The 25,965-nt window shown below is 72.4% G+C and carries 23 protein-coding genes; 7 read left to right on the top strand and 16 right to left on the bottom strand.

The window, feature by feature from the left end; genetic code table 11:
• Positions 1-103 precede the first annotated feature (103 nt).
• A complete protein-coding gene (locus CP984_RS19995) occupies positions 104-544 on the top strand; it encodes an ATP-binding protein (protein ID WP_003980347.1) in 441 nt (146 codons plus the stop codon).
• Here the strand turns inward: CP984_RS19995 and CP984_RS19990 are convergent.
• Positions 507-1,292 carry a GNAT family N-acetyltransferase gene (locus tag CP984_RS19990; RefSeq protein ID WP_003980346.1) on the bottom strand — a complete coding sequence of 262 codons (786 nt, stop codon included), beginning with the start codon at positions 1,290-1,292 and terminating at the stop codon, positions 507-509. The two genes, CP984_RS19995 and CP984_RS19990, sit on opposite strands and share 38 nt — an antisense overlap.
• A 236-nt stretch (positions 1,293-1,528) precedes the next feature.
• Here CP984_RS19990 and CP984_RS41330 point away from each other — a divergent pair, with 236 nt between their 5' ends.
• On the top strand, positions 1,529-1,705 hold the full coding sequence (locus tag CP984_RS41330) for a hypothetical protein (protein ID WP_167745270.1): 177 nt from the start codon (positions 1,529-1,531) through the stop codon (positions 1,703-1,705).
• 78 nt (positions 1,706-1,783) lie between these two features.
• On the opposite strand, the gene CP984_RS19985 is transcribed toward CP984_RS41330, so the two are convergent.
• From CP984_RS19985 to pdhA (CP984_RS19975), 3 genes are read right to left on the bottom strand one after another with little or no spacing between them, the layout of a single operon-like run.
• Positions 1,784-3,217, bottom strand: a complete 1,434-nt coding sequence (locus CP984_RS19985) for a dihydrolipoamide acetyltransferase family protein (protein WP_003980345.1) — start codon at positions 3,215-3,217, stop codon at positions 1,784-1,786.
• Positions 3,218-3,238: 21 nt separating this feature from the next.
• Entirely contained in the window at positions 3,239-4,222 is a 984-nt protein-coding gene (locus CP984_RS19980; RefSeq protein WP_003980344.1) for an alpha-ketoacid dehydrogenase subunit beta, read from the bottom strand.
• A 2-nt stretch (positions 4,223-4,224) separates the two neighbouring features.
• Positions 4,225-5,415 (bottom strand): pyruvate dehydrogenase (acetyl-transferring) E1 component subunit alpha, encoded by a 1,191-nt coding sequence (gene pdhA / locus CP984_RS19975; RefSeq protein ID WP_003980343.1) that lies wholly within the window; start codon positions 5,413-5,415, stop codon positions 4,225-4,227.
• Between the two features lie 349 nt (positions 5,416-5,764).
• On the opposite strand from pdhA (CP984_RS19975), the gene CP984_RS19970 reads away from it, so the two are divergent.
• The 3 genes from CP984_RS19970 to CP984_RS19960 all read left to right on the top strand — a co-directional run bounded on the left by CP984_RS19970 (position 5,765) and on the right by CP984_RS19960 (position 8,138).
• Positions 5,765-6,424, top strand: a complete 660-nt coding sequence (locus CP984_RS19970) for a response regulator (protein WP_030180780.1) — start codon at positions 5,765-5,767, stop codon at positions 6,422-6,424.
• Positions 6,425-6,657: 233 nt separating this feature from the next.
• Positions 6,658-7,074 carry a pyridoxamine 5'-phosphate oxidase family protein gene (locus CP984_RS19965; protein ID WP_003980341.1) on the top strand — a complete coding sequence of 139 codons (417 nt, stop codon included), beginning with the start codon at positions 6,658-6,660 and terminating at the stop codon, positions 7,072-7,074.
• Positions 7,075-7,097: 23 nt separating this feature from the next.
• Complete coding sequence (locus CP984_RS19960; protein ID WP_003980340.1) at positions 7,098-8,138, top strand: phosphotransferase; 1,041 nt, start codon at positions 7,098-7,100, stop codon at positions 8,136-8,138.
• Positions 8,139-8,244: 106 nt separating this feature from the next.
• Here the strand turns inward: CP984_RS19960 and CP984_RS19955 are convergent, their stop codons facing one another.
• The gene (locus tag CP984_RS19955) at positions 8,245-9,906 is read right to left on the bottom strand and encodes a protein kinase domain-containing protein (RefSeq protein WP_030180777.1); all 1,662 of its coding nucleotides are present in this window, start codon (positions 9,904-9,906) and stop codon (positions 8,245-8,247) included.
• Between the two features lie 467 nt (positions 9,907-10,373).
• On the opposite strand from CP984_RS19955, the gene CP984_RS19950 reads away from it, so the two are divergent.
• Positions 10,374-12,095: a Stk1 family PASTA domain-containing Ser/Thr kinase gene (locus tag CP984_RS19950; protein ID WP_003980338.1), complete on the top strand. Its 1,722-nt coding sequence runs from the start codon at positions 10,374-10,376 to the stop codon at positions 12,093-12,095.
• A 106-nt stretch (positions 12,096-12,201) separates the two neighbouring features.
• Here the strand turns inward: CP984_RS19950 and CP984_RS19945 are convergent, their stop codons facing one another.
• The 9 genes from CP984_RS19945 to pdhA (CP984_RS19905) form a co-directional block, all read right to left on the bottom strand.
• A complete protein-coding gene (locus tag CP984_RS19945; protein WP_003980337.1) occupies positions 12,202-12,768 on the bottom strand; it encodes a bacterial proteasome activator family protein in 567 nt (188 codons plus the stop codon).
• A 140-nt stretch (positions 12,769-12,908) separates the two neighbouring features.
• Entirely contained in the window at positions 12,909-13,745 is an 837-nt protein-coding gene (locus tag CP984_RS19940) for a hypothetical protein (protein ID WP_139679696.1), read from the bottom strand.
• Positions 13,746-14,065: 320 nt separating this feature from the next.
• Positions 14,066-15,043, bottom strand: a complete 978-nt coding sequence (locus CP984_RS19935; RefSeq protein WP_003980335.1) for an NAD(P)H-quinone oxidoreductase — start codon at positions 15,041-15,043, stop codon at positions 14,066-14,068.
• Positions 15,044-15,111: 68 nt separating this feature from the next.
• Complete coding sequence (locus CP984_RS19930) at positions 15,112-16,260, bottom strand: potassium channel family protein (protein WP_003980333.1); 1,149 nt, start codon at positions 16,258-16,260, stop codon at positions 15,112-15,114.
• Positions 16,257-18,356, bottom strand: a complete 2,100-nt coding sequence (locus tag CP984_RS19925) for a molybdopterin molybdotransferase MoeA (protein ID WP_226048680.1) — start codon at positions 18,354-18,356, stop codon at positions 16,257-16,259. The genes CP984_RS19930 and CP984_RS19925 overlap by 4 nt, the downstream gene beginning before the upstream one ends.
• The gene (locus CP984_RS19920; RefSeq protein ID WP_030180771.1) at positions 18,353-19,345 is read right to left on the bottom strand and encodes an NTP transferase domain-containing protein; all 993 of its coding nucleotides are present in this window, start codon (positions 19,343-19,345) and stop codon (positions 18,353-18,355) included. The genes CP984_RS19925 and CP984_RS19920 overlap by 4 nt, the downstream gene beginning before the upstream one ends.
• A gap of 45 nt (positions 19,346-19,390) precedes the next feature.
• A complete protein-coding gene (locus CP984_RS19915) occupies positions 19,391-20,845 on the bottom strand; it encodes a dihydrolipoamide acetyltransferase family protein (RefSeq protein WP_003985296.1) in 1,455 nt (484 codons plus the stop codon).
• A complete protein-coding gene (locus CP984_RS19910) occupies positions 20,845-21,879 on the bottom strand; it encodes an alpha-ketoacid dehydrogenase subunit beta (RefSeq protein WP_003985297.1) in 1,035 nt (344 codons plus the stop codon). The genes CP984_RS19915 and CP984_RS19910 overlap by 1 nt, the downstream gene beginning before the upstream one ends.
• Complete coding sequence (pdhA, locus tag CP984_RS19905; RefSeq protein ID WP_003985298.1) at positions 21,876-23,069, bottom strand: pyruvate dehydrogenase (acetyl-transferring) E1 component subunit alpha; 1,194 nt, start codon at positions 23,067-23,069, stop codon at positions 21,876-21,878. The genes CP984_RS19910 and pdhA (CP984_RS19905) overlap by 4 nt, the downstream gene beginning before the upstream one ends.
• Before the next feature lie 226 nt (positions 23,070-23,295).
• On the opposite strand from pdhA (CP984_RS19905), the gene CP984_RS19900 reads away from it, so the two are divergent.
• On the top strand, positions 23,296-23,787 hold the full coding sequence (locus CP984_RS19900; protein ID WP_003985299.1) for an Lrp/AsnC family transcriptional regulator: 492 nt from the start codon (positions 23,296-23,298) through the stop codon (positions 23,785-23,787).
• Between the two features lie 46 nt (positions 23,788-23,833).
• Here CP984_RS19900 and CP984_RS19895 read toward each other — a convergent pair whose 3' ends face one another.
• Positions 23,834-24,421 (bottom strand): TetR/AcrR family transcriptional regulator, encoded by a 588-nt coding sequence (locus CP984_RS19895; RefSeq protein ID WP_003985300.1) that lies wholly within the window; start codon positions 24,419-24,421, stop codon positions 23,834-23,836.
• A 2-nt stretch (positions 24,422-24,423) separates the two neighbouring features.
• A complete protein-coding gene (locus CP984_RS19890; RefSeq protein ID WP_003985301.1) occupies positions 24,424-25,944 on the bottom strand; it encodes a 3-hydroxyacyl-CoA dehydrogenase in 1,521 nt (506 codons plus the stop codon).
• Positions 25,945-25,965 lie beyond the last annotated feature (21 nt).

Below are 25,965 nucleotides of genomic sequence, written 5' to 3'. Positions count from 1 at the left end.
ACCTTCCCCAGAGCTTGAGTCCCAGGGACACACTGCCCCTACAGTCGGTCAGCAACCGCGCCGCCCCGGCGCGAAGTTGGCACCCCGACGGAGGCGATCAGCCATGCCCGTTCCCCAACTCACGTACGAAGACAAGCTCGACTACACGCCCACCGCGCGCAGCGTCTCCCTCGCCCGGCGGCGGGCGGCGCGGCTGGTGGCGGAGTGGGGGCAGGAGGGCATCGCGGGGGATGTGGCGCTGATCGTTTCGGAGTTGGCGTCCAATGCGTTGCTGCACGGGACGTTGCGGGGGCGGTTGTTCCGGGTGCGGCTGGTGATGGGTGAGGCGCTGCTGCGGATCGAGGTGAGTGATCCGCGGGGCGAGCGCGTGCCGCGGGAGAGGCGCGGGGTGTACTCCACGTCCGGGCATGGGCTCGTGCTGGTGGGCGGGCTTGCCGATCGGTGGGGGATCGAGCCGCGTACCGTGGGGAAGACTGTGTGGGCCGAGGTGGAACTGCAAGCTGCGGTTACGCGGCCATGCGGCCCTCGGCGATCAGGCGGTTGACGACCTGCATGTGCGCGGGGGCGCAGCGGTCGCGTGCCTCGTGGCGGTCGAACCACGCGTACTCGGCGATCTCCCGGCCGGGGGCGGGGTCGATGTCCTGTGGGCCGCCGGTGAAGCAGGTCATGTGGAGGCGGCGGCCGGCGTTCACGCCGTGCGCGGTGGCGTGGATGACGAACGCCTGGCGCAGCTCGTCGGCCGGGATGGACAGGCCGAGTTCTTCAGAGAGCTCGCGGGACAGTGCCTCGGGCGCGGTCTCGCCCGGTTCGTACTTGCCGCCGGGGAGGTAGAACGTGTCGTTGCCGCGCGTACGGACGCTGAGCAGGCGGCCGTCCCGTACGTGCAGCCAGCCGACGGAACGGAGGGGCGCCGGGCGGTCCAGGGCGAGCAGGGTTTCGCCGGTGGACTCGTCCGTACGGGGCGAGCGTTCCGTGAAGCCGAGGTGAGTGTAGAAAGCGCGCGCTGCCGTGTTGCGGGCGGAGACTTCCAGGGACAGGGCGCCCCGCAGCGAGGCCGCGTGTTCCACGAGTTGGGTGCCGATGCCGCGGCGCTGTGCCTCGGGGGCAACGTACAGGTCGCTGATCTCGGAGCCAGGGAGATGGAGAAGGCCGACGACCTTGCCGTCGGGCTCGTCCACCGCGACCCAGGTGTCCGGCTCGGCCGACGGCCGTACCGTACGAGGGCGGAAACCGGTGACGGCCTGCTCGTCCTCCGGGCGGTAGGGGCGGATGATCGTCGGGCGGCTGCTCATTCGGGCGACGGTATGCGGCACATACGGAGGCGGCAACTCCTTTTGCCCGGGGCCGCGGCCTCGCCCCGCCTCAGGGCCCACGCGTACGCCGCGATCTCTATCGGAAGATGTACCGCCTGTCCGACTTAAGGCTGACGTGAGTCTGTACCTGGCGCGTACGAAATCGGCGTTTCCCCGTGACGTAATGGAAGGGAGGGGCCGGTCAGGCTCCGAACCGTACGCAAGGGGAGACCACCATGCAGTCCAGGACGACCGCCGGCCGCCGCGCTCGGACCACCGTCATGGTCGCACTGCTCGTGGCCGCGCTGTGGGGCGGGATCGCGCTGACGAAGGGCGCGGCACAGGGCGGCCACAACGCGCCGGGCGGGCCCGTGGGGCACCTCAGCCGCGCCGTGGAGATCATCCGGGGCTGAGCAGGGACGAAAAGCCACCGGGCGGGCCCGGGACGACATCGGTCGTCCCGGGCCCGCCCGTATGTGGTGTCCGAAAGGTCAGGCCCAGGTGATCAGGCGCTTCGGGTGCTCCAGGATCGCGGCGATGTCCGCGAGGACCTTCGAGCCCAGTTCGCCGTCGACCAGGCGGTGGTCGAAGGAGAGCGCCAGCGTCGTGACCTGGCGGGGCTTGACCTTGCCCTTGTGGACCCAGGGCTGGAGCTTGACCGCGCCGAAGGCGAGGATCGCGGACTCCCCGGGGTTGAGGATCGGGGTGCCGGTGTCCACGCCGAAGACACCCACGTTGGTGATCGTGACGGTACCGCCGGCCATGTCGCCGGGGGCCGTCTTGCCCTCGCGGGCGGTGGCGACCAGCTCGCCGAGGGCGGCGGCCAGCTGGGGCAGGGTCTTGGCCTCGGCGTCCTTGATGTTCGGGACGATCAGGCCGCGCGGGGTGGCCGCGGCGATGCCCAGGTTCACGTAGTCCTTGCGGACGATCTCCTGGTTCTCCTCGTCCCAGGCCGCATTGATCTCCGGGTTGCGCTTGATCGCGACCAGCAGCGCCTTGGCGACGAGCAGGAGCGGGTTGACGCGCAGGCCCGCCATGTCGGGGTCCTGCTTGAGCTCCTGGACGAGCTTCATCGTGCGCGTCACGTCGACGGTGATGAACTCCGTGACATGCGGCGCGGTGAAGGCGCTGTTGACCATCGCCTGGGCGGTGGCCTTGCGTACGCCCTTGATGGGGATACGGGTCTCGCGGGCGCGGACGGCCTCGGAGCCGCCGGTGGCCACGGCGGCGGCCGGGGCCGGAGCCGGGGCCTCAGCCGCGGGGGCGGTCGCGGACGCCGCCGCGTGCACGTCCTCGCGGGTGATCACGCCGTCCGGGCCGGTCGGGGTGACCGTCGCCAGGTCGATGCCCAGGTCCTTGGCCAGCTTGCGGACGGGAGGCTTGGCCAGCGGCCGCTCCGCGGTGGGAAGAGAGGGAGCGGCGGGCGCCGGGGCCGAGGGGACCGCAGCCCCCGCGTGCCCGTTCAGCTCCGCCTGCACCGCCGCCGCGGCCGGCTCCGACGACGCACCCGCCGCGCCCGGCTGCGCCTTGCGCGCCCGGCGCTTCGTGGACGACGGCGCCGCGCCGTAACCGACGAGGACGGCCTGCCGGCCCTGCGGCTCGGCCTCTTCCTCCGCCTCGGCCGCCGGAGCGGCCTGCGCCGCCGGGGCCTCGGCCGGTCCCGCGCCCGGGTTCGTGTCCACCACGATGATCGAAGTGCCCACGTCGACGGTGACGCCCTCGTCGAAGTGCACCGCCTGCACGACACCGTCGTACGGGCAGGGCAGCTCCACGGCGGCCTTGGCGGTCTCCACCTCGCAGATGACCTGGCCGTCGGTGACGGTGTCACCGGGCTGGACGTACCACTTGAGGATCTCGGCCTCGGTGAGTCCCTCGCCCACGTCGGGCATCTTGAACTCGCGGAAGCGCTGCTCGGTTGCAGTCATGGTCACTACTCCTCAAGCCCTTCAGTACGCCAGCGCGCGGTCGACCGCGTCGAGCACCCGGTCGAGACCCGGCAGGTATTCGTCCTCCAGCCTGGACGGCGGGTACGGCGCGTGGAAACCGCCCACCCGCAGCACCGGTGCCTCCAGGTGGTAGAAGCACCGCTCCGTGATGCGGGCGGCGATCTCCGAGCCCGTACCGAGGAAGACCGGCGCCTCGTGGACGATCACCAGCCGGCGGGTCCGCTCGACCGACGCCTGGACCGCGTCGAAGTCGATGGGCGAGATCGTGCGCAGGTCCAGGACCTCGACGGACTTGCCCTCCTCGGCCGCGACCTTGGCCGCGTCCAGACAGACCTTGACCATCGGGCCGTACGCGGCGAGCGTCAGGTCCGTACCGGACTGCGCCACCCGCGCCTTGTGCAGCGGGTCCGGGATCGCCTCGGTGTCCAGGCGGCCCTTGTCGTGGTAGCGGCGCTTGGGCTCGAAGTAGATGACCGGGTCGTCGCTCTCGATGGCCTGGCGCATCATCCAGTACGCGTCGGAGGCGTTCGAGGGGGAGACGCACTTCAGGCCCGCGACGTGCGCGAACAGGGCCTCGGGGGACTCGGAGTGGTGCTCGACCGCGCCGATGCCGCCGCCGTAGGGGATACGGATGACGACCGGCACCTTGACCTTGCCGAGCGCGCGGGCGTGCATCTTGGCGAGCTGGGTGACGATCTGGTCGTACGCGGGGAAGACGAAACCGTCGAACTGGATCTCCACGACGGGCCGGTAGCCGCGCAGCGCCATGCCGATGGCGGTGCCGACGATGCCGGACTCGGCGAGCGGGGTGTCGATGACCCGCTCCTCGCCGAAGTCCTTCTGCAGGCCGTCGGTGACGCGGAAGACGCCGCCGAGCTTCCCCACGTCCTCGCCCATGACCAGGACCTTGGGGTCGGCCTCCATGGAGGCGCGCAGCGACTCGTTGATCGCCTTGGACAGCGTGATCTTTTCGAAGACGGCCATGGTCAGTTCTCCTCCGCGTCCACGAACGACGCCTGGTACGCGGCGAATTGTGCGCGTTCCTCGTCGACGAGCGCATGCCCGTCGGCGTAGATGTTCTCAAAGATCGCCATGTTGTCGGGGTCCGGCATCGCCCGGACCACCTCACGCACCCGCTTGCCGAGCGACTCGCTCTCCTCCTCGACGGAGTCGAAGTACGCCTGGTCGGCGAAGCCCTCGTTCAGCAGGTAGGTGCGCAGCCGCAGGATCGGGTCCTTGGCCTCCCACGCCTCGCGCTCCTCGTCCCGGCGGTAGCGCGTCGGGTCGTCGGAGGTGGTGTGGGCGCCCATCCGGTACGTGAACGCCTCGATCAGCATCGGGCCCTCGCCCGAGCGCGCGCGCTCCAGGGCCGCCCGGGTCACCGCCAGGCAGGCCAGCACGTCGTTGCCGTCGACCCGTACGCCCGGGAAGCCGTAGCCGCGGGCCCGCTGGTAGAGCGGGACGCGGGTCTGCTTCTCGGTGGGCTCGGAGATCGCCCACTGGTTGTTCTGGCAGAAGAACACCACGGGGGCGTTGTAGACCGCGGAGAAGGTGAAGGACTCGGCCACGTCGCCCTGGCTGGAGGCGCCGTCGCCGAAGTACGCGATGACCGCCGAGTCGGCGCCGTCCTTCTGGACGCCCATCGCGTAGCCGGTCGCGTGCAGCGTCTGCGAGCCGATGACGATCGTGTACAGGTGGAAGTTGTTGCTGTTGGGGTCCCAGCCGCCGTTGTTCACACCGCGGAACATGCCCAGCAGGTTGGTCGGGTCCACGCCGCGGCACCAGGCGACACCGTGCTCCCGGTAGGTCGGGAAGACGTAGTCGTCGTCGCGCAGCGCGCGCCCGGAGCCGATCTGCGCGGCCTCCTGGCCCAGCAGCGAGGCCCACAGGCCCAGCTCGCCCTGGCGCTGGAGGGTCGTCGCCTCGGCGTCGAAGCGCCGCGTGAGGACCATGTCCCGGTACAGCCCGCGCAGTTCCTCGTCCGACAGGTCGATCGAGTACTCCGGGTGCTCGACCCGCTCACCCTCCGGGGTCAGCAGCTGTACGAGCTGGTCCTGCTCCGCCTCGGCGGGGGCCGCGGCCACCGCCTTCTTCTTGGCGGGTGCTGCCTTTTTCGCGGTGGCGCGCTTCCCGCCACCGCGGGTGGTCTTCCGCGCGGCAGTGCTCTCCACGGTCACGTGCTGCTCCTCCGTCTGTCCGGCCCCCGGGGTCCGCCGGTGGCCGTATTGCGGCTCACCCGGTATCCGATACGGCGCACGGGGTATGTGCGGCACGACGCGGCCCGGGTGGAACAAGGTGTCCCGGCCACGGCCTGCCGGAGGGCGGTGTGCCCTATTTCCGGAGCCTAGGCGAAAAGGGAGCTGACCTGCGACTTTGCTTGGGGTTCCAAGTAATTTGCTTGGATTTCCGAGCAAGTGGCCGATCAGTCGGCTATCCCCTGTTCTCAGCGTTGCAGCCCGCCGGGACAACGGCACGTTATATCGGTGACCAGGAGCATTGGAAGACTTCGTGTGTGAGACTGAGCAGGTGCGCGAAGACGGAAAAATCACGGTATTCCTGCTGGACGACCACGAGGTCGTCCGGCGCGGCGTCCACGAAATGCTCTCCGTTGAGGAGGACATCGAGGTGGTCGGCGAGGCCGGTACCGCCGCAGATGCCCTGGTCAGGATCCCTGCGACCCGCCCCGACGTGGCCGTGCTGGACGTCCGGCTGCCGGACGGCAGCGGTGTCGAGGTCTGCCGGGAGATCCGTTCCCAGGACGAGAACATCAAATGCCTGATGCTCACGTCCTTCGCGGACGACGAGGCCCTGTTCGACGCCATCATGGCAGGGGCGTCGGGGTACGTCCTCAAGGCGATCCGCGGCAACGAGCTGCTGACCGCCGTACGGGACGTGGCGGCCGGCAAGTCGCTGCTGGACCCGGTGGCCACCGCCCGCGTCCTGGAGCGCCTGCGGGACGGCAACAACGCCCGCGGCGACGACCGGCTGGCGAACCTCACCGAGCAGGAGCGCAAGATCCTCGACCTGATCGGCGAGGGGCTGACCAACCGCGCGATCGGCGAGCGCCTGCACCTCGCCGAGAAGACCATCAAGAACTACGTCTCCAGCCTGCTGTCGAAGCTGGGCATGGAACGGCGGTCGCAGGCGGCGGCGTATGTGGCGCGGATGAAGGCGGAGCGGCAGTAAGGGCCGAATCGGAGGGACGAGGGCCGGACGATGGCCGGGACGGAAAGCGGAATACGTCCGTCCACCCCGCCCGCAAACCGGGCCGCCGTAAAGATCCGGACCCGCCACACCGCCCCCCACCATGCAAAACGCCCCCGAACTGACAAACTTCCGCCCCATTCAGGACCAACGTCCCGTTTCCGCCGGGGCGGGTGCCTCTACTTTCGCGCGGCCCGGCACGGCAGGGTGTAGGCATGCCCACCGACGACTACCGCGCCATCGAGCTGCTGAACCGCACCCCCTACGGACGGGTGTCGGCCAGCCTGCGGGCCCTGCCCTTCACCGCCGTCACGCGGCACATCGTGGTCGACGGCCGGCTCCTGCTGCGCCTGCACCGCGGCTACGGCTACCACCGCGCCCTGGACGGCAACGTCGTCGCCTATGAGGCCGACAACGCCAACTCCGGCGCCGAGGACACCTGGTCCGTACAGTTCACCGGCACCGCCCGCACCATCACGCCGACACCGGCCGAGTACGAGCAGTTCGGCCGCACCCCCCGGCTGGCCGACGGAGAACCCTTCGACCCGGTTTTCCTCCGCATAGAACCGGAGTTTGTCAAGGTCCACCACCTCTCCGATGTCCCTGTGTTCCGATACGCCCACTCAGCGTGACGCAGTGATCTAACATCTGGCGCGTGCTGCGCTCATCCGATGTCCGGACGGCGGCCCCACCCGACGGACACACCCTCGGCTCCCTGCTGCGCCGCTACGGCGCCGGGGAGCCGTTGTCGTGCGTACCGGTCGCCGAGGGGCTGCTCAACCACGGCTACCGCCTCGCCACCACACACGGCCGCTACTTCCTCAAGCACCACCTCGACGGCGACCAGGCCGCCATCGCCCGCCAGCACCGCGCCACGCGCCGCCTGGGCGCCCTCGGCCTGCCCGTCGCCCCGCCCCTCGCCGACGCGGACGGCCGTACGGTCACGGTCCTCGGCGGCCGCTGCTACGCGCTCCACCCCTGGGTCGAGGGCCGCCACCGCGACGGCGCCGCGCTCACCCGCCACCAGTCGCGCTGCCTCGGCGCCCTGCTGGGGCAGGTGCACACCGCGCTGGAGCAGGTCATAACGCCCGATACGGCGGGGCCCGGAGTCCCGTACGAGCATGCGGGCGCCGACCCCGCGCGCACCTTCGAGATGATCGACGAACTGCTCGCGCTCGCCCGCCGGTCCCGGCCGCGCAGCAGCTTCGACGAGCTCGCCGAGCACCGGCTGCTGGAGCGCCGCGCCCTGCTGGAACGCGAGGCCCACCGCCGCCCCGGCGCGGACCGGGTCCCGGCCACCGGCTGGGTGCACGGCGACTTCCACCCGCTCAACCTGCTCTACCGGGACGCCGAACCGGCCGCCATCGTGGACTGGGACCGGCTGGCCGTGCAGCCTCGCGCCGAGGAGGCCGTACGGGCCGCCGCGATCTTCTTCGTCCAGCCCGCGGGCACCCTGGACCTGCCGAAGGTAGGGGCCTACGCGGGCGCCTACCGCCGCGCCTCGGGCGCCGGGGCGGCGGAACTGGCCGCCGCCGTGCACCGGGTGTGGTGGGAGCGGCTCAACGACTTCTGGATGCTCGACTGGCGCTACCGGCTGGGCGACCGGCGGGCCGATCCGCAGTTCCCGGCGGCGGCCGCGCTGGCGGTGTGGTGGACGCGGGAGTACGGGGCGGTGCGGGCGGCCTTCACGGAGTGAGGGCGGCGCGGCGGGAGCCCGTAAGCCCTGAGGCCCTGGAACGCCGCGACGGGCGGCCGGAGGTCCGGCCGCCCGTCGTGGTCGGGCGCTGGGGTGCGGCGGGGCGTCAGCTGCCGTCCGAGTCGCCGATCGCGCCGGTGCCGGCCGGGCCACCGCTGCCCGAACCGCTCCCCTGGGTCGTACCGCCGTTGTTCGTGCTGCCGCTCGTCGTGCCGCCCTTGCTGTCACCGTTGTTGCCGCCGTCGGTGCCGGTGCTCGTGTTGCCGTTGGTCGAGCCGCCGGTGGACGGCTTGCTGGGCGGCGGGGAGGACGGGGGCTTGGACGACGGGGTGGGCTTCGAGGAGGGCGACTGGGACGTGCGGGGCGTGGTCGGCTGGCGGGTCGACGGGCGGTTCCACGTGCCCGAGTCGCCGCCCGTGCCGCCGGGCTGCGTGTACGGGGTCGACGGCTCGTCGGACGGCGTCTCCGACGGCGTCTCCTCGGTGCTCTGCGAGACCGACGGGCTCTTGGTCGGCTGCGGGTTCTTCTCCTTGCCGTCGCCACCCGCGCTCTTGATCGCGATGGCCACGCCGACCGCGATGGCGATCACCGCGAGCGCCGCGATCAGCCAGATCTTGCCGCGGCCGCCCTTGGCGGGCCGGGGGCCGCCCTCGTAGGCGCCGTCCCCGTCCCGCATGCCGGGCGGCAGGATCGGCTGCGCCGTGGTCTGCCCGTGGTCCGGGTGCGGCAGGGCGGTGGTGGCCGCCATCGAACCCATGGCCGGGGTGTGGCCGCCGTCGTGCACGGCGACCGGGCCGGTGTTCCACGTACCGCTGTGGCCGCCCTGCTCGTGGAGCATCTGAAGGGCGTACTGGACCAGGCCGCGCATCTCCTCCGCGGTCTGGAAGCGGTCGTCCGGGTCCTTGGCCAGCGAGCGCATCACCAGGCCGTCCAGCTCCGGCGGCACCGAGGAGGAGACCTCCGAGGGCGGCACCGGCATGTCCTGGACGTGCTGGTAGACGACGGACAGCGGGGTCTCGCCGGTGAACGGGGGGCGCAGCGCGAGCAGTTCGTACAGCAGGCAGCCGGTCGCGTACAGGTCGGAGCGGGTGTCCACGGTCTTGCCGAGGGCCTGCTCGGGGGAGAGGTACTGCGGCGTGCCCATGACCATGCCGGTCTGGGTCATCGTCGACTGCGCGCCGTGCAGCGCGCGGGCGATGCCGAAGTCCATCACCTTGACCGCGCCGCCGTGCGTGATGATCACGTTCGCGGGCTTGATGTCGCGGTGCACGATGCCGTGCTGGTGGCTGTAGGCCAGCGCCTCCAGCACCCCGGAGACGATGATCAGCGCCTGGTCCGGCGGCGGCGCGTCGGCGTTCAGCAGCAGGTCGCGGATGGTGCGGCCCTCGACCAGCTCCATGACGATGTACGGCACCGTGTTGCCGCCGACGTAGTCCTCGCCGGAGTCGTACACCGCCACCACCGCGTGGTGGTTCAGGCCCGCGACGGACTGTGCCTCACGGGTGAAGCGGGCCTTGGAGACCGGGTCCTCCGCGAGATCGGCCCGCAGCAGCTTGACGGCGACGGTGCGGCCGAGGCGCACGTCCTCGGCGGCGAACACCTCCGCCATACCGCCACGTCCGAGCCGGCGCGTGAGCCGGTAGCGTCCGTCGCCCACCAAACCGCCATTGCCCCACATCTCCGGCGCATCGGGGAGATTCCCATCGGGAGAGTGGGAGCCGGTGGCATCAGGATCGGACGGGCCCTGGGGGCTCTGCGTCGGTGCCATCGGTCCTCGCCGTCGTATCAATCCGCATCACAGCGGTAAGGTCTCGGTCTTCGCTAGAGCACGCTACAGGCTCCGCGGCATACGCCGGTCCCGTGATGGACCGGTCATCACACCTTCTGCGGCCCCATTGTCGCAAGTTAACCCGAGGTAATCACGAGCCGATCGGCGATCCGAATGGTTCAGGACCGTAATGGGATCTTGCGCATCTGGTCACGGAACGGGCACACGGCTTGACGTGTACCGGCCCTGGTGCAGACTGGGCTCCGATTCAGACACCGAGCTCGTACAACCCATACTGATCTCGGCACGTCCGCAGGCGCACGAGCCGCAGCCCACGACGTTGAGTAACGTCTGTACTCGTCATACACGTCGGAGCGCTGCACGGACGGGCACAGCACAATGAGCCACGAGGCGCGGCGCGCCGCAACACGTGCGCAGGAACAGCGCGCCAAGGGGGAAGCGGAACCATGAGCCAGGACGGCGCTCAGGGCCAATACGAGGGCCGTTCGGTCGGCGGTGGACGCTACCAGCTCCGTGATCTTCTGGGCGCCGGCGGCATGGCGTCCGTGCACCTCGCTTACGACAGCGTCCTGGACCGCGAGGTCGCGATCAAGACCCTGCACACCGAGCTGGGCCGCGAGCAGGCGTTCCGTGAGCGCTTCCGGCGCGAGGCCCAGTCCGTGGCCAAACTCACGCACACCAACATCGTCTCGGTGTTCGACTCCGGCGAGGACGAGCTGGACGGCGGCATGGTGCCGTACATCGTCATGGAGTACGTCGCGGGCCGGCCGCTCCGCTCCGACCTGGACAGCGACATCGCCCAGCACGGCGCGATGCCCACCGGAAAAGCGCTGAAGATCACCGCCGATGTGCTGGCCGCCCTGGAGGTCAGCCACGAAATGGGCCTGGTCCACCGGGACATCAAGCCCGGCAACGTCATGCTGAACAAGCGCGGCGTGGTCAAGGTCATGGACTTCGGCATCGCCCGCGCCATGCAGTCCGGCGTCACCTCGATGACGCAGACCGGCATGGTCGTCGGCACCCCGCAGTACCTCTCCCCCGAGCAGGCGCTGGGCCGCGGCGTGGACGCCCGCTCGGACCTGTACTCGGTCGGGATCATGCTCTTCGAGCTGCTGACCGGGCAGCTGCCCTTCGACGCGGACTCGCCGCTGGCCATCGCGTACGCGCACGTCCAGGAGGAGCCGCCGGTTCCCTCCGGCATCAACCGGTCGCTGCCGCCCGCCGTGGACGCGCTGGTCGCCCGCGCGCTGAAGAAGAACCCCAACGAGCGGTTCCCGACCGCCGAGGCGATGCGGGACGAGTGCCTGCGCGTCGCCGGGTCGGGCCAGTCCGGCGCGACGCCGCTCATCATCAGCGAAGGCCCGCGCGCCCGTAACAGCGGCTCCTCGGTGTCCTCGGCGGTCTTCCCGGCCGCCTCCGCGAACGCCGCCGGACCGCACACCCCCGCACCGCCGAGCGTCCAGACGCCTTACCAGCCGACGCAGGCCGCTCCCCAGGCCGGCCCGCAGATGGGACCGGGGCCGGCGGCTAACGGCGGGCTCGGCTTCGGCCCCTCCGCGCCGTCCACGCCGCCGCCGGTGAACGCCTTCCAGCCGCCGGGCCCCATCCCCTCCCAGGGCCCGGGCCCGGCCCCGTACAACAACAGCTTCCAGACCCCGCCGCCGTACGCGGGCCCCTCCACGCCCGCTCCCGCGCCGGTCGGGCCCGGCCCCGGCGGCAACCGCTCCGGCAAGAGCAACACCCCGGTGATCGTGGTCTCCGCCGTCGTCGGCGTGGTCGTGGTCACCGCGATCGCCATCGGCATCGGCCTGAGCGGCGGCGGCGACAGCCCGAACCCGCGCCCCACCGGCGCGTACAGCTACTCGCCCTCCCCCTCGGACTCGGTCAGGCCCGAGGACCCGACGGCCACCATCTCGACCACGCGTTGCACCGACCCGGTCAAGAGCTACAGCCAGAAGGGCAAGATCTTCCTGCCGTCCTTCTACGGCAAGAACCTGGACTCGGTGAAGAAGTGCATGGACGCGGCCGGCTGGTCGTACGACATCTCCGAGCGCAACAACTCCCTGTACGGAAAGAACACCGTCATCGGCCAGTCGCCGATCTCGATGTGGGACCCGTCGTCCGGCGAGAAGATTCACCTGACCGTGTCCACGGGGCGCAGTTCGTAGGACCGGCGGCAGCCGGTCGCAAGCACACAGGAAGGGCCCGGCGCGCGGGATGCGCGGCGGGCCCTTCTTCCTATGGCCTGTAATAACGGGCGGGTCCGTTGAAGGGTTAAAGGTACGGGCCGGAGCGGGCGCCGCCCTGGCTCTGCTGGGACTGCTCCAGGTCCTCGGACGGCACCGCACCGGGCGGCAGCGCGCGGCGCATCTGCTCCAACTGGGCGCGGGCCGCCATCTGCTGGGCGAACAGCGCGGTCTGGATGCCGTGGAAAAGCCCCTCCAGCCAGCCGACCAACTGGGCCTGTGCGATGCGCAGTTCCGCGTCCGTGGGCACCGAGTCGTCGGTGAACGGCAGGGACAGCCGCTCCAGCTCCTCGACCAGCTCCGGCGCCAGGCCGTCCTCCAGCTCCTTGACCGAGCTGGAGTGGATCTCCTTCAGACGCACCCGGCTCGCCTCGTCCAGCGGAGCGGCCTTCACCTCTTCGAGAAGCTGCTTGATCATGCTGCCGATGCGCATGACCTTCGCGGGCTGTTCGACCATGTCCGTCACGGGAACCTCGCGGGACTCGTCGTCGCCGTCCCCGCCACCGGAGCCGGCGCTGCCGAGAGCCATTCCGTCCGGGCCGACAACCAGGACGTGCGGGCTCTCCTGCGACCGTTCGTTCATCGGCATATCCATGCCGCCATTCTCTCGTACAGCTGACTAGGAACGGTTGTGCCCTGGGAGAAAGATGATCCAACCTCCGGATGGGGGTGAGCTTTGGGGTGGGCTTCGGTGCGGTCCTGAAACGGGGTGCGGACCGGCGGTGACGGGCCCGGTCACGAGCGCCTGAGCCGCAGGGCGATGAAGGCCAGCCCGAGGCCGGTCAGCGCCATACCGGCGCCCAGCGGCAGCACACGGTGGACGCCGTTGCCCTGCTCGGCGGCGGTACCCGGGGTGCGCTGCGCGGCCGACGCGGCGCCGGGCACCGCTCCGGGCGCGTAACGGGAGGGGCCGTGCGGCCGGGCGGCGGCTGCCGACGAGGACGGGGCCTGGAGGGGCGGCAGCGGTACGTAGGGCCGGTTGGCGAGGCGCCCGGCCAGGTCGCTCCGGCGGGGACGCGTGGGGGCGGGAGAGGGCTTTCCAGGGGCCTTGGAGGCCGCGGGGGACGGGGGACGGGACGCGTGGCCGTTCTGCGGGCCCGCGTCCGCGTCGGCCGAGAGATCGTTCGCCGACGGGTCGGTCCCCGGCGGGAAGGCCGGACGGGGATCGTCCGTACCGGAGCCGGACGCCGGGCCGCCGGAGGGGGACGGGAGGGCCGGGACGATCGGGACGAGGCGCCCCAGGGCGTCCAGGGGGGTGGTGGGGCGGGGGGTACCGGCGTCCGTGTCGGCGTCGGATTCCGTGGGTTGCGCGTGGTCGACGTCGTCCGGGCGGCCGGGGCCCTGGTTGCGGTCGGGAAGTGTACGGGCCTGGCCTGCGACGTTGTGGGTGAGGACGCCGTGGCGCGGGGCCGCTGCCGACGCTGTGGCCGCCGTCGCGTACGGGAGGGACAGAAGGGCCGTGGCGACCAGCAGGCGGGCCGCGAGGTGTGGTCGGAGCCGGTGGGGACGGAGCCGGAGCGGGCGGGGACGGCACTGCCGTCCTGCTGCCGGGTCCACGGATATCGAGCGCACGGGTACCGGAGTAACCGGTACCGGGGCCAGGTATGCGGGGAGTCTGTTCTCCGGCACGTGATCCGGCCCGGATTCCGGCAGGTGTTCCGGCCCATGGTCCGGCACATATCCCTGGGCCACGAGTTCCGACGTCACACCCATGACCTCCCGTACCCGCGGAGTGGTCGCCTGATCTCCTCAGCGTCACACGGGGGGATATACGCGGCATCCCGGGTGGTGCGGGGGTGTGGTGGAGCGGCTCCACCAGCGGCTCCGCGGAGGTGAACGCGCGGTGGTGCCGGAGCCCCGGCACCACCGCGTCGCGCACCCGTGCGCCGGGTTCAGACCGTCAGGACGACCTTGCCCACATGGCTGCTGGCGTCCACGATCCGGTGCGCCTCGGCCGCCTCGGCCATCGGCAGCGTACGGTCCACTATCGGCCGGACCTGACCGTTCTCGATCAGCGGCCAGACGTGTTCCCGTACGGCCGCGACGATCGCCGCCTTCTCGGCCAGCGGACGGCCGCGCAGCGAGGTGGCGGTGACCGCGCCGCGCTTGGTGAGCAGCGCGCCGAGGTTCAACTCGGCCTTGGCGCCGCCCTGGAGACCGATGATCGCCAGGCGCCCGTTGGTGGCCAGCGCCTTGACGTTCGGGTCGAGGTACTTGGCGCCCATGATGTCCAGGATGACGTCCGCGCCCTTGCCGTCGGTGGCCTTGCGCACCTCCTCCACGAAATCCTGGTCGCGGTAGTTGACCAGGATGTCGGCGCCCAGTTCGGCGCAGCGGGCCAGCTTGTCGGCGCTGCCCGCGGTGACCGCGACCCGCGCGCCGACCGCCTTGGCGAGCTGGATCGCCATCGTGCCGATGCCGCTGGAGCCGCCGTGCGCGAGCAGCGTCTCGCCGGGCCGCAGGTGCGCGATCATGAAGACGTTCGACCATACGGTGCACGTCACCTCGGGCAGCGCCGCGGCGGCGGCCATGTCGAGGCCCTTCGGTACGGGCAGCAGTTGGCCCGCCGGTACGGCGACCTGCTCCGCGTACCCGCCGCCCGAGAGCAGCGCGCACACCTCGTCGCCGACCGCCCAGCCGCCGACCCCCGGGCCGAGCGCCTTGATCCGGCCGGCGCACTCCAGGCCGGGGTACGGGGAGGCGCCGGGCGGCGGATCGTAGAAGCCCTGGCGCTGGAGGAGGTCGGCACGGTTGACGGCCGTCGTCGCCACCTCGACCAGGACCTCCCCTTCGGACGGTTGCGGATCGGGCACCTCGGCCCATACGAGGGCGTCGGGGCCACCGGGTTCGGGAATGGTGATCGCACGCATGGCCGCGAGGCTACTCGCCCGCACGGGACGGCGTACGGAGGCGGTGGTGTCCTGTAGGGCTCGTGCTTCTACTGGTCGTCCCGGCGGACGGGCGACATCGGGGAGACCCCCGTCCCGGGGATCATCGGCTTCGCGCCGGGCCTGGCCGGACCGTCCGGCTCCTCCGGCGGCACCGCCCGCACGATGGTGATCACCCGGTCGGCGGGCTGCAACGGGCTGGCCGCCGGATCGTCGTACCCGAGCAGCCGGTGGCCGCGCAGCACCGAGACGATCAGGTCGTCGGTCTCCCGTACCGACTTGCCGACCTCGGCCTTCACCACCGGACGCTCGATCAGGTCCAGACCGCTGCCCTGCTGGATCAGGTCCTCCAGGACCGTACCGGCGCTCGGGCTGTGCACCGACAGGCCCAGCAGGCGGCCGGCGGCGCTGGCCGAGGTGATGACCATGTCGGCGCCGGACTGGCGCAGCAGCGGCGCGTTCTCCTCCTCCCGCACGGCCGCGACGATGTTGGCCTTCTTGTTGAGCTGGCGGGCGGTGAGCGAGACGAGCACGGCGGTGTCGTCGCGCTGGGTGGCGATGACGACCTGGCGGGCGCGCTGGATCTCGGCCCGTACGAGGACGTCGCTGCGCGTCGCGTCCCCGACCACACCCGCGAAGCCCTCGGCCACCGCCGAGTCGATGACCTTGGGGCTCGGGTCGACGATGACGATGCGGTCGCGGGTCAGGCCCGTCGCGCGCAGGGTCTGGGCCGCTGACCGGCCCTTGGTGCCGAAGCCGACGATGACGGTGTGGTCGCGCAAGGCGTTTCTCCAGCGGTTCAGTTGCCACTGCTCGCGGGTGCGCTCGGTGAGGACTTCGAGAGTGGTGCCGACCAGAATGATCAGGAAGAGGACCCGGAGGGGCGTGATGAGCAGGATGTTGAGCAGCCGCGCACCGTCCCCGTACGGGACGATGTCGCCGTAACCGGTGGTCGAGAGCGTGACGGTGGCGTAGTAGACGCAGTCGAGGAAGTCGACGGAGCCGTTGGCGTTGTCGTGGTACTCGTCGCGGTCTATCCAGACGATGGCCACCGTGGCGACGAGCACCAGAAGCGCCATCAGCAGGCGGCGGGCGACCTGGCGCAGCGGGGCCACCGGGGTGCGGCGGGGCAGCACGACGCGGTAGCTGGACTCCTCGGGGACCTCACGGGCCGCCGCGTCGTGGGTGGGGAGCTTCACGCGGCGCCTCCGCCGGTCGGGTGGGGATCGGTGGGAGAAACGTTCGGGCGGTCGTGCGGCCCTACTCCGGGGCGGCGCGCGTCCGTACCGGAGCGGGCCGGGGCATCGGCCGTCCAGTCCGTCACCGTGTCCATGACCGCCTCCGCCGCCGAGCCGTCGCCGGTCCACGGCAGGTCGAGGAGTTCCACGTCGCCGCCGCACGCCGCGCCGCCGGGCGGCACGACGGCCATCGCGTCGGCCGCCGCGATGCCGCGCAGCATGGCGGGCCCGCTGAACCGCAACGGTACGACCGCGCCGCCGTCCCCGTCGTCGGCCGCGCCCTCCCGGAAGGCGACCGGGATGAGCCGTGTGTCGTGCGGGTGGCCGGACACGGCGGCGGTCAGCGGCGCCCGGTAGGCGGGTGTCCGGCGGCGCGCCGCGAGCGTACGCAGCGCGGGTTCGGCCAGGGTGACCAGGCCCGATACGGCGGCGAGCGGATTGCCGGGCAGGCCGACCAGCAGCCGGTCGGCGTCCAGGCGGGCGAGCAGCATGGGGTGCCCCGGGCGTACCGCCACGCCGTCCACCAGCACCTCGGCGCCCAGCCTGCGCAACGTGGGATGCACATGGTCGACGGGCCCGGAGGCCGTACCGCCCGTGGTGATCACCAGGTCGGCGGTGGAGGACGCGAGGGCGTCGTACAGCGCGTCGGCGTCGTCGCCGAGGTGCCGGGGCGGCCCGGCGTCCGCGCCCAGCGCACGCAGCCACGGCGTGATCATCGGCCCGAGCGCGTCCCGGATACGGCCCTCGGCGGGCAGCCCGGCGTCCAGCAACTCGTCACCGAGAACGAGGATTTCGACGCGCGGCCGGGCGTACGCGACCAGCTCGTCATAACCGGCCGCCGCGGCCAGTCCCAGCACGGCCGGGGTCACCAGCGCGCCCGCGGGCAGGAGTTGGTCGCCGCGGCGGCACTCCTGGCCGCGCGGCCGGATGTCCTGACCGGGCGGTACGGGAGCGGGCGCGTACAGCTGCGCGCCGCCGTCGGGCCGCTGCCGTACCTCGCCGTGCTCGCTGCGCAGTACGGCCGTGGCGCCCGGCGGGATGCGGGCACCGGTGGCGATCGGCACGGCGGCGCCGTCGTCAACGGCCTCGGACGCGTCCTGACCGGCCAGGATGCCGTGTTCGTGCGCGCCGGAACGGGACCGGGCGGCGAGGTGCCAGGGGCCGGGCCCGGCGACCGCCCAGCCGTCCATCGCGGAGGTGTCGAAGGACGGCAGGTCGGTGAGCGCGGTCAGCGGCTCGGCGAGGGTACGGCCGAGGGCCGCGGCGCCGAGCGGGCAGGCGACCGGGGGCAGCGGGCCGCGCGGCGCCCGGGCGGCGAGCCCGCGGGCCGTACGCCAGGGGGTCGGCGCGGGGTGGTCGTGCCGGGTGCGGCGGCCGTGGTGGGTGGGGTGGTCGTGACCAGGGGTGTCCCCGGTGGAGAAAGGCGGTCCGAAGGGAGGGCCGGAGGGTGCTGACCGGGGCACCGGCGCAGACGCGGGGCGCGGCGGAGGAGGCGTGTCGGACGGGGCGCGGGCCGGGGCGCGCGGCCCGTCCGCGCCGCCGGGCGCGGGCGACGGCTCGCCCCCCTTCAGAGACGGGGCGGTGTCCCACGGCGTGTACGGGCCGCGCCGCGCGTCGTCGTCCAGGCCCGTACCGGCCGTCGGCGCCTTACCGGGCCGGCCGGCCGTCCGGGTCGGCTCCCGGTCGTCGAAGATCCAGGAGTAGCCGTCGTCGGAGGTGGGTGCGTAATGGTCGTAGGCGGGTGAGTACCGGTCAGAAGCGGGCGCGTACGGGTCAGGGGCGGGCGCGTACCGGTCGGAGGCGGGTGCGTGGCGCTCGCCGGGGAGAGGTGCGGGGCCGTTGGCCTCGGGGGCCGGTACGGGTCGCCCCTCGCCCTCATGCGCCCGGGGGCCGCCACCGCGGCCCCACGCCCGGTGATCATCGGCCCGGCCCCCCGGGTCCCAGTGGCCCTCCGGCATCCGGCGGTCCTCCGGTGCCCGGCGGTCCTCCGGCCGCGCCGGTACGACCGGGCTGCCGTTGGCCAGCGCCAACGCGTCGTCGAACTCCCCTTCCATCATTTAGCCGGCTTCGCTTTCGGCTTGGCCTCGGGCGCGGCCTCCGGCGTGGCGTCGGCGTTCTCGGCGGCCTCGGCGGCCCACCGGTTGGCCAGCGCGGCCGCCTTGGCCGCCAGTACGGACACGTCCCGGCCCTGCTGAGCGGCGGCGTAACCGACCAGGAAGGTGGTCAGCGGAGCGGCCGGCCGCGCCACACCGTGCGCCGCGTCGCGCGCGAGGTCCAGGAGTGCCGCCGTGTCCACATCGAGTTCGATGCCCAGCTCGGCCTTGGCTGCGGTGATCCATTCGTCCAACACGGTTCCATGCTCCCTGATACGGGCGCGTACCGCTCCGATCCGGGCGCGTGCCGCCTCGATGTCCTCCCAGGTGTCGCAGTCGAAGGACGCGGTGGCCGTCGGATCGGGCACCCGGCGCGGGGTCAGATGGGCCAGCAGCGCACGCAGCGGCTGCCCGGCAAGCGTGCCGCGTTCGGCCCGTACGGCGGCCAGCGCACGCCGCAGCGGCTCGGCCCGGTACGCGGCGACCAGCGGCTGGTCCTTGCCCTCCGCGTCGCGCAGCAGCGCGGCGTCGGCCCCCTCGGCCGCCGCGCGCAGGGCCCGTACCGTCGCGCCCGTCAGGAACGGCAGGTCGGCGGAGAGGACGAGGACGACGGGGGCGGTGGTGTGCCGCAGCCCGGCGTCCAGCGCGGCGAGCGGGCCGCCGCCGGGCGGTTCCTCGCGGGTGTGGACGACCGGCCGCGCGGTGGGCCGCGGCGGCCCGACGACCACGGCGGTCGCGGCGTCCGGACAGGCGTCGAGCACCCGGTCCAGGAGCGAGCGCCCGCCGACGGTCAGCCCGGGCTTGTCCACCCCACCGAGCCGCCGGGCGGCGCCCCCGGCCGGGACGATGACGTCGTACGTACCGGAGTCCGCGGGGGCGGACGCGGCTCCACCGTGGAGCGCGCCGTCGGCCGCACGCGGGCCCCGGTCCTGAGGGGGCTGCTGGTCGGTCACTCCACGAGTATCGCCGGGACCGCCCCGATCACCGACCGGGCCCGCTCACACCGTGCGCAACAGCACCGCCGGCCGCTCCACACAGTCCGCCACGAACCGCAGGAACCCGCCCGCGGTACCGCCGTCGCACACCCGGTGGTCGAAGGTGAGCGACAGCTGCACGACCTGGCGTACCGCCAACTCCCCCTCGTGCACCCACGGCTTGGCCGATATTCGGCCCACGCCCAGCATGGCCGCTTCGGGGTGGTTGATGATCGGCGTGGAGCCGTCGACGCCGAAGACGCCGTAGTTGTTGAGGGTGAAGGTGCCGTGCGTCAGCTCGGCGAGGCCGAGCTGACCGGTCCGCGCGGCCTCGGTGAGCCGCGCCATCTCGGCGGTCAGGCCCTCGGCCGTACGGCGGTGGGCGTCCCGTACGACCGGCACCACCAGCCCGCGGTCGGTCTGCGCCGCGAAGCCCAGGTGCACGGCGGACAGCCGCACGATCTCGTTGGCCGCCATGTCGACGGTCGCGTTGAGCTGCGGATACCGCGCGAGCGCCGCCGTACAGATCCGGGCCAGCAGCGCGAGCAGCGACACCTTGGCGCCGCCGGCGGCGTTCATCTCCCGCCGGGCGGCGAGGAGTTCCGTCGCGTCGGCGTCCACCCAGCACGTCGCGTCGGGGATCTCCTGCCGGCTGCGCCGGAACTTCTCGGCCGCGGCCCCGCGCATGCCGCGCAGCGGTATCCGCTCGGCCTCGCCGGGGAGACCTTCGTACGCCAGGGCCCGGCTCTCCGCACCGGTCATCCCGTACGTGTCAGCCGCTCCCGGCGCGCCGGTCACACCGGTCGCACCGGACGCTCCCGCACCGGCACCCGCCGCACTCCGCGCGCGCACCGCCCGTTCCACGTCCGTACGCAGGATCAGCCCCTCCGGGCCCGAACCCCGTATCTCCCGCAGGTCCAGGTCGTGTTCCCGCGCCAGCCGCCGTACCAGCGGCGAAATGACCGGTACCGGCCCTTCCTCCGGAGGTTGTGCGCGCGTCGGCTCCGCCGTCCCGGCCCCCGCCGCCGGGCGGACCCGCCGCCGGCGCGCCGCCGCAGCGCTCGTGCCGTACCCGACGAGTACGTTCCCCGACCCCTCGGCCGCGCCGCCGGGCTTTCCCGCGCCGCTTTCGGAGGCCGCACCCGACGTTGTCGGACCGGTCCCGGCGCCCGCTTCGCCCATCCCCTCCTCGGGCGCCCGGTCACCTCTCGCGCCCGGCCCGGCCGGTGCGGTGGACCCGACCGCCACCGTCAGCAGCGGCGATCCGACGGGCAGCTCCGAGCCCTCGTCGCCGAACCGCGCGGTGACCACGCCGCCGTACGGGCACGGCACGTCCACCAGGGCCTTCGCGGTCTCCACCTCGACCACCGGCTGATCCACGGCGACCACCTCGCCGACCTCGACCAGCCACCGCACGACCGTCGCCTCGGTGAGGCCCTCGCCGAGGTCGGGCAGTGTGAACTCACGCACCACGGCCATCAGTCACCGCTCCCCTCGGTCCAGTCCGCCTCCCACTGGAGGCGCCCGACGGTGTCCAGGATGCGGTCCACACCGGGCAGGTGGTGGCGCTCCAGCATCGGCGGCGGATACGGGATGTCGAAGCCCGCGACCCGCAGCACCGGCGCCTCCAGGTGGTGGAAACAGCGCTCCGTGACCCGCGCGGCTATCTCCCCGCCGGGGCCGCCGAAACCGCTGGCCTCGTGCACCACGACCGCGCGCCCCGTACGCCGTACCGAGGCGCAGACCGTCTCGTCGTCGAAGGGCTGGAGCGAGCGCAGGTCGAGGACTTCCAGGTCCCAGCCTTCGGCCGTGGCCGCCTCGGCGGCCTCCATACAGACCGGCAGCGACGGCCCGTACGTGATCAGCGTGGCGCTGCTGCCCGGCCGCCGGATCTCCGCGCGGCCCAGCGGCGCGACCGGCGCCGGGTCGTCGGGGGACCAGTCGGCCCGCGACCAGTACAGCCGCTTCGGCTCCAGGAAGACCACCGGGTCGTCGGAGGCGATGGCGGCGCGCAGCAGCCCGTACGCGTCGGCGACCGTCGCCGGGGTGACGACCTGGAGGCCGGGGGTGGCCAGGTAGTACGCCTCGGAGGAGTCGCTGTGGTGCTCCACGCCGCCGATCCCGCCGCCGTACGGGACGCGGATGGTCAGCGGCAGCGGCATGGCGCCCCGGGTGCGGTTGCGCATCCGCGCGACATGGCTGATCAGCTGCTCGAAGCCGGGGTAGGCGAAGGCGTCGAACTGCATCTCCACGACCGGTCGCAGGCCGTACATGGCCATCCCGACCGCGGTACCGAGGATGCCCGCCTCGGCGAGCGGCGTATCGCCGCAGCGCTCCTCGCCGAACTCCTTCACCAGGCCGTCGGTGATCCGGAAGACCCCGCCCAGCTCGCCCACGTCCTCGCCCATCACATGGACGGCCGGGTCGTCGGCCATCGCGTCGCGCAGCGCCCGGTTCAGGGCCTGCGCCATGCTGACGGGCTTGCGCCCGGCCTCCGTGGCGGTCGCCGTCATGGCCGTTCCTTCCCAGTCGTCTCGTGCGCCGGCCCGCGGCCCGAACCGGCCTCCCCCTCGGCCTCAGCCGCCAGCTCGGCCCGCAACTGTGCCTCCTGCTCGCGCAACTGGGCGGTGGGCTCCGCGTAGACATGCGCAAACAGATCCATCGGGTCCAGCACGGGGTCCTGGTTCATCCGGTCGCGCAGGCCCGCGGCCAGTTCCTCGGCGCCGTCCCGCACCTGCTGCGCGAACGCGTCGGAGAGCAGGCCGCGCTCCGACAGCTCGCGCTCCACCAGGGCTATCGGGTCGTGCCCGCGCCACTGCTCGACCTCGTCGTCGGTGCGGTAGCGCGTGGCGTCGTCGGCGTTGGTGTGCGCCTCGACGCGGTACGTGATCGCCTCGACGAGCGTCGGTCCGCCGCCCCGGCGCGCCCGCTCCACCGCCTCGGTGAGGACTTCGTGCAGCGCGGGCGCGTCATTGCCGTCCACCAGGCGGCCCGGCATGCCGTACCCGACCGCCTTGTGGGCGAGGGACGGCGCGGCCGACTGCTTGGCCAGCGGCACGGAGATCGCGAAGCCGTTGTTCTGCACCAGGAAGACCACCGGGGCCTGCCACACCGCGGCGAAGTTCAACGCCTCGTGGAAGTCGCCCTCGCTCGTGCCGCCGTCACCGACCAGGGCCATCGCGACCACGTCGTCACCCTTCAGGCGCGCGGCGCGCGCGAGGCCGACCGCGTGCGGGAGTTGGGTGGCCAGCGGCGTGCACAAGGGGGCGATGCGGTGCTCGCGCGGGTCGTATCCCGTGTGCCAGTCACCCCTCAGGAGGGTGAGGGCCTGTACGGGGTCGAGTCCGCGGGCCACGGCGGCGAGGGTGTCCCGGTAACTGGGGAAGAGCCAGTCCTGCTCCTCCAGCACCAGCGCGGCGGCCACCTGGCACGCCTCTTGGCCGGTGGACGACGGATACACCGCGAGCCTGCCCTGCCGGGTCAGGGCCGTGGCCTGGGCGTTGTACCGGCGGCCGCGCACCAGGTGCCCGTACAGCTCCGTCAGCAGACCGGAATCGACGCGGCTCACGGCGTCCGTGCCCAGCAGCCGGTACGGCTCGGCGTCGGGCAGGAGGGGCTCGGGATCGACGCGGGGGCGCCAGGCGGGCGGCGGAGCGGGCCAGTAGTTCTCGTTCCGGCTGCCGCGCTGCTCAAGAACCGTCATGACGAGCACCTCCTTGGACTTCGGAAAGAGTGACGCCGAGCGCCCCGCCGAGGGCGGTGAAGGACGACGGGCGGGTAAGCAATGCCATGGGGCGGGCGGTGGCCCGTACCTACCGATTGTTCGGTCGTCGGCACATTTTGGCTACAGGCGGGCTCAGCCTGTGGACAATCGGTTCTCCACAGCCTGAGATGAGGACAGAGCGTCCACCAAGGGGAGGCGAGCCGGTATGCCGGACGAACAGATGGCCAATAACGGAGGGCACCGCCCCGCGCGCCCCTTGGACACCATCGACCGCGCGATCCTGAGCATGCTCCAGACCGACGGACGGGCCTCGATACGCTCCGTCGCCGAGCGCGTACACGTCTCGCGCGCCAACGCCTACGCGCGGATCAACCGCTTGATCGACGACGGCGTGATCCGCGGTTTCAGCGCCCGCATCGACCAGGAACGCGCCGGTCAGGGCGCCTCCGCCTACGTGACGCTGAAGATCGTGCAGAACTCCTGGCGCACGGTGCGCGCACAGCTCACCGCGCTTCCGGGGGCCGCGCACATCGCGCTGGTCAGCGGCGATTTCGACGTACTGCTGCTGGTGCACACCAAGGACAACCAGGAGCTGCGGGAACTGGTCCTCACCCGTATCCAGTCGATCCCGGAAGTGCTCAGCACCCGCACCCTGCTCGTCTTCGAGGAGACCGATCTGGGGGCCGAGCAGGGGTAGGGCGAGGGTGGGACACGGCGGCTCCGGGCGCGGCGCCCGGAGCCGCCTACTTCCGCAGTCCCGCGAAGGCCGTCCGCACCACGGCGTCCGCGACCTCCTCGCTGCTCGCCGCGCCGCCCCGGCCCGGCCGGTACCACTCCACAATCGAGTTGATCATGCCGAAGAGCAGCCGGGTCGCCAGCCGGACGTCCACGTCCGGGCGCAGGTCGCCATCGGCCGCCGCCTGCTTGAGCAGTTCGGTGACCTCGCCGTCGAACTCCCGCCGGCGCTCCATGGCCCAGCGCTCCGTGTCCGTGTTGCCGCGCACCCGCAGCAGCAGGGTCACGTACGGCAGCTCATCCATGAGCACCTCGGTCTCGCGCCTGGCCACGTACTCCAGGCGCTCGATGGCCCGCCCCGTAAGCGCCCCGGGCTCCTGGAGGACCCCGAAGAGCCCGTCCAGCGCCCGGCTTATGGCGCGGCGCAGCAGCTCTTCCTTGCTGCGTACGTGGTGGTAGATCGAGGACTTGGAGATGCCGGCCGCCCGGGAGAGGTGCTCCATGGAGGTGCCGTCGTATCCGCGCTCGTTGAACACCGCGACGGCGACCGCCAGCAGCGAATCGGGCGTGTAGGTGTCGCGCTTGGCCATGGTCATGATTAGAGCATCCGGCGGTTCTGCTTCAAACTGCGGCGCAGGGCCCAGGAGGGCGCGTAGCGACCGCCGGCGTACTGGTGGTGCATGCTGTCCAGCAGGTGCCACAACCAGTGACGGCCGATGCCGTCGGCCCACTCCGAGGGGCCGCCGGGGTAGTTCACGCCCAGCCGCATGGCCGTGTCGATGTCCTCGCGGCTCGCCACCCCGCGCGCCTCGGCGTCCGCGGCGAAGTCCACGATCATCGCGACCGTACGGGCGACGATCAGGCCCGGTACGTCCTCGATGACGCTGACCGCCTTGCCGAGCGCCTGGAAGAGCCCCACCGCCTCCCGCACGTCCTGGGACGACACCTCCGCGCCCGGTGCCAGGGCGATGCGGGTCGCGGCCCGGTAGTCCAGCGCCAGGTCGAAGCGGATCGTGGGCCCCGACAGGTCGCCCGTGGCGGGCTGGCCGTCGGTCAGGGCCAGCCGCGCGCCGCCCGGCAACCGGATGCAGCCCTCGTGCTCCCCCGGCGCGCGCTCCCGCGTGACCTTGATGCCGGCTTCCTCGATCAGCTCCTGGACGACGGCGGCGGGCCCGGCGAGCTGCGTGTGCACCGCCACCGCGGCCGGCGCCGGGCACGGCTCCGCGGTGTGCGGCAGCGGCTCGGCGGCCCCCTCGGCGTGGTCGTACCAGCCCTGACCGGCCTTGCGGCCCAGCAGACCGGCCTCCACCAAGCGGCGCTGCGCCAGAGAGGGCGTGAACTTCGGGTCGCGGAAGAAGCCCTCCCACACCGAGCGCGTGACGGCCTCGTTCACGTCCTGCCCGATGAGGTCCATCAGCTCGAACGGCCCCATACGGAAGCCGCCGGACTCACGCAGCACCGCGTCGATGGTGGCCGGATCAGCGGCCCGCTCCTCGTACACGCGCAGCGCTTCCGCGTAGAAGGGGCGCGCGATGCGGTTGACGATGAATCCGGGGGTGTCGGCGCTGCGCACGGGGGACTTGCCCCAGGCCGCGGCCGTCTCGTACGCGGTGGTGGCCGCCGCCTCGTCCGTCGCGAAGCCGCTGACCACCTCGACCAGGGGCAGCAGCGGTGCCGGGTTGAAGAAGTGCAGGCCGACGAAGCGCCCGGGAAGGCGCAGCGCGCCCGCGACGGCCGTGACGGACAGGGACGAGGTGTTGGTGGCCAGCAGGCAGTCCTCGGAAACCACGTCCTCCAGGGCGGCGAACAGCTCCTGTTTGGCGCTCAGTTCCTCCACGACCGCCTCGACGACGAGTGCGACATCGGCAAGTTCGGGGAGTGTGGTGGCGGGCAGGAGGCGTGCGCGGGCCGCTTCGCGCTCCGCGGCCGGCAGCTTGCCCTTCTCCACCAGCCGGTCCAGACGGCGCCCGATCGCCCCTGCGGCCTCGGCGGCCCGTCCCGGCAGGGCGTCGTAGAGCCGGACGGGGTGGCCCGCGACCAGCGCGACCTGCGCGATTCCCTGGCCCATGGTGCCCGTGCCGACGACCGCGACGGTGCGTCCCGCTTCGATGGCTGTCATGACGGCTGATCCTCCCCGACG

It is taken from the genome of Streptomyces rimosus (assembly GCF_008704655.1).
Taxonomy (GTDB): Bacteria; Actinomycetota; Actinomycetes; order Streptomycetales; family Streptomycetaceae; genus Streptomyces; species Streptomyces rimosus.
The sequence above is the reverse complement of the archived record's forward strand: the minus strand, read 5'-3'. Positions and strand labels throughout refer to the sequence as shown.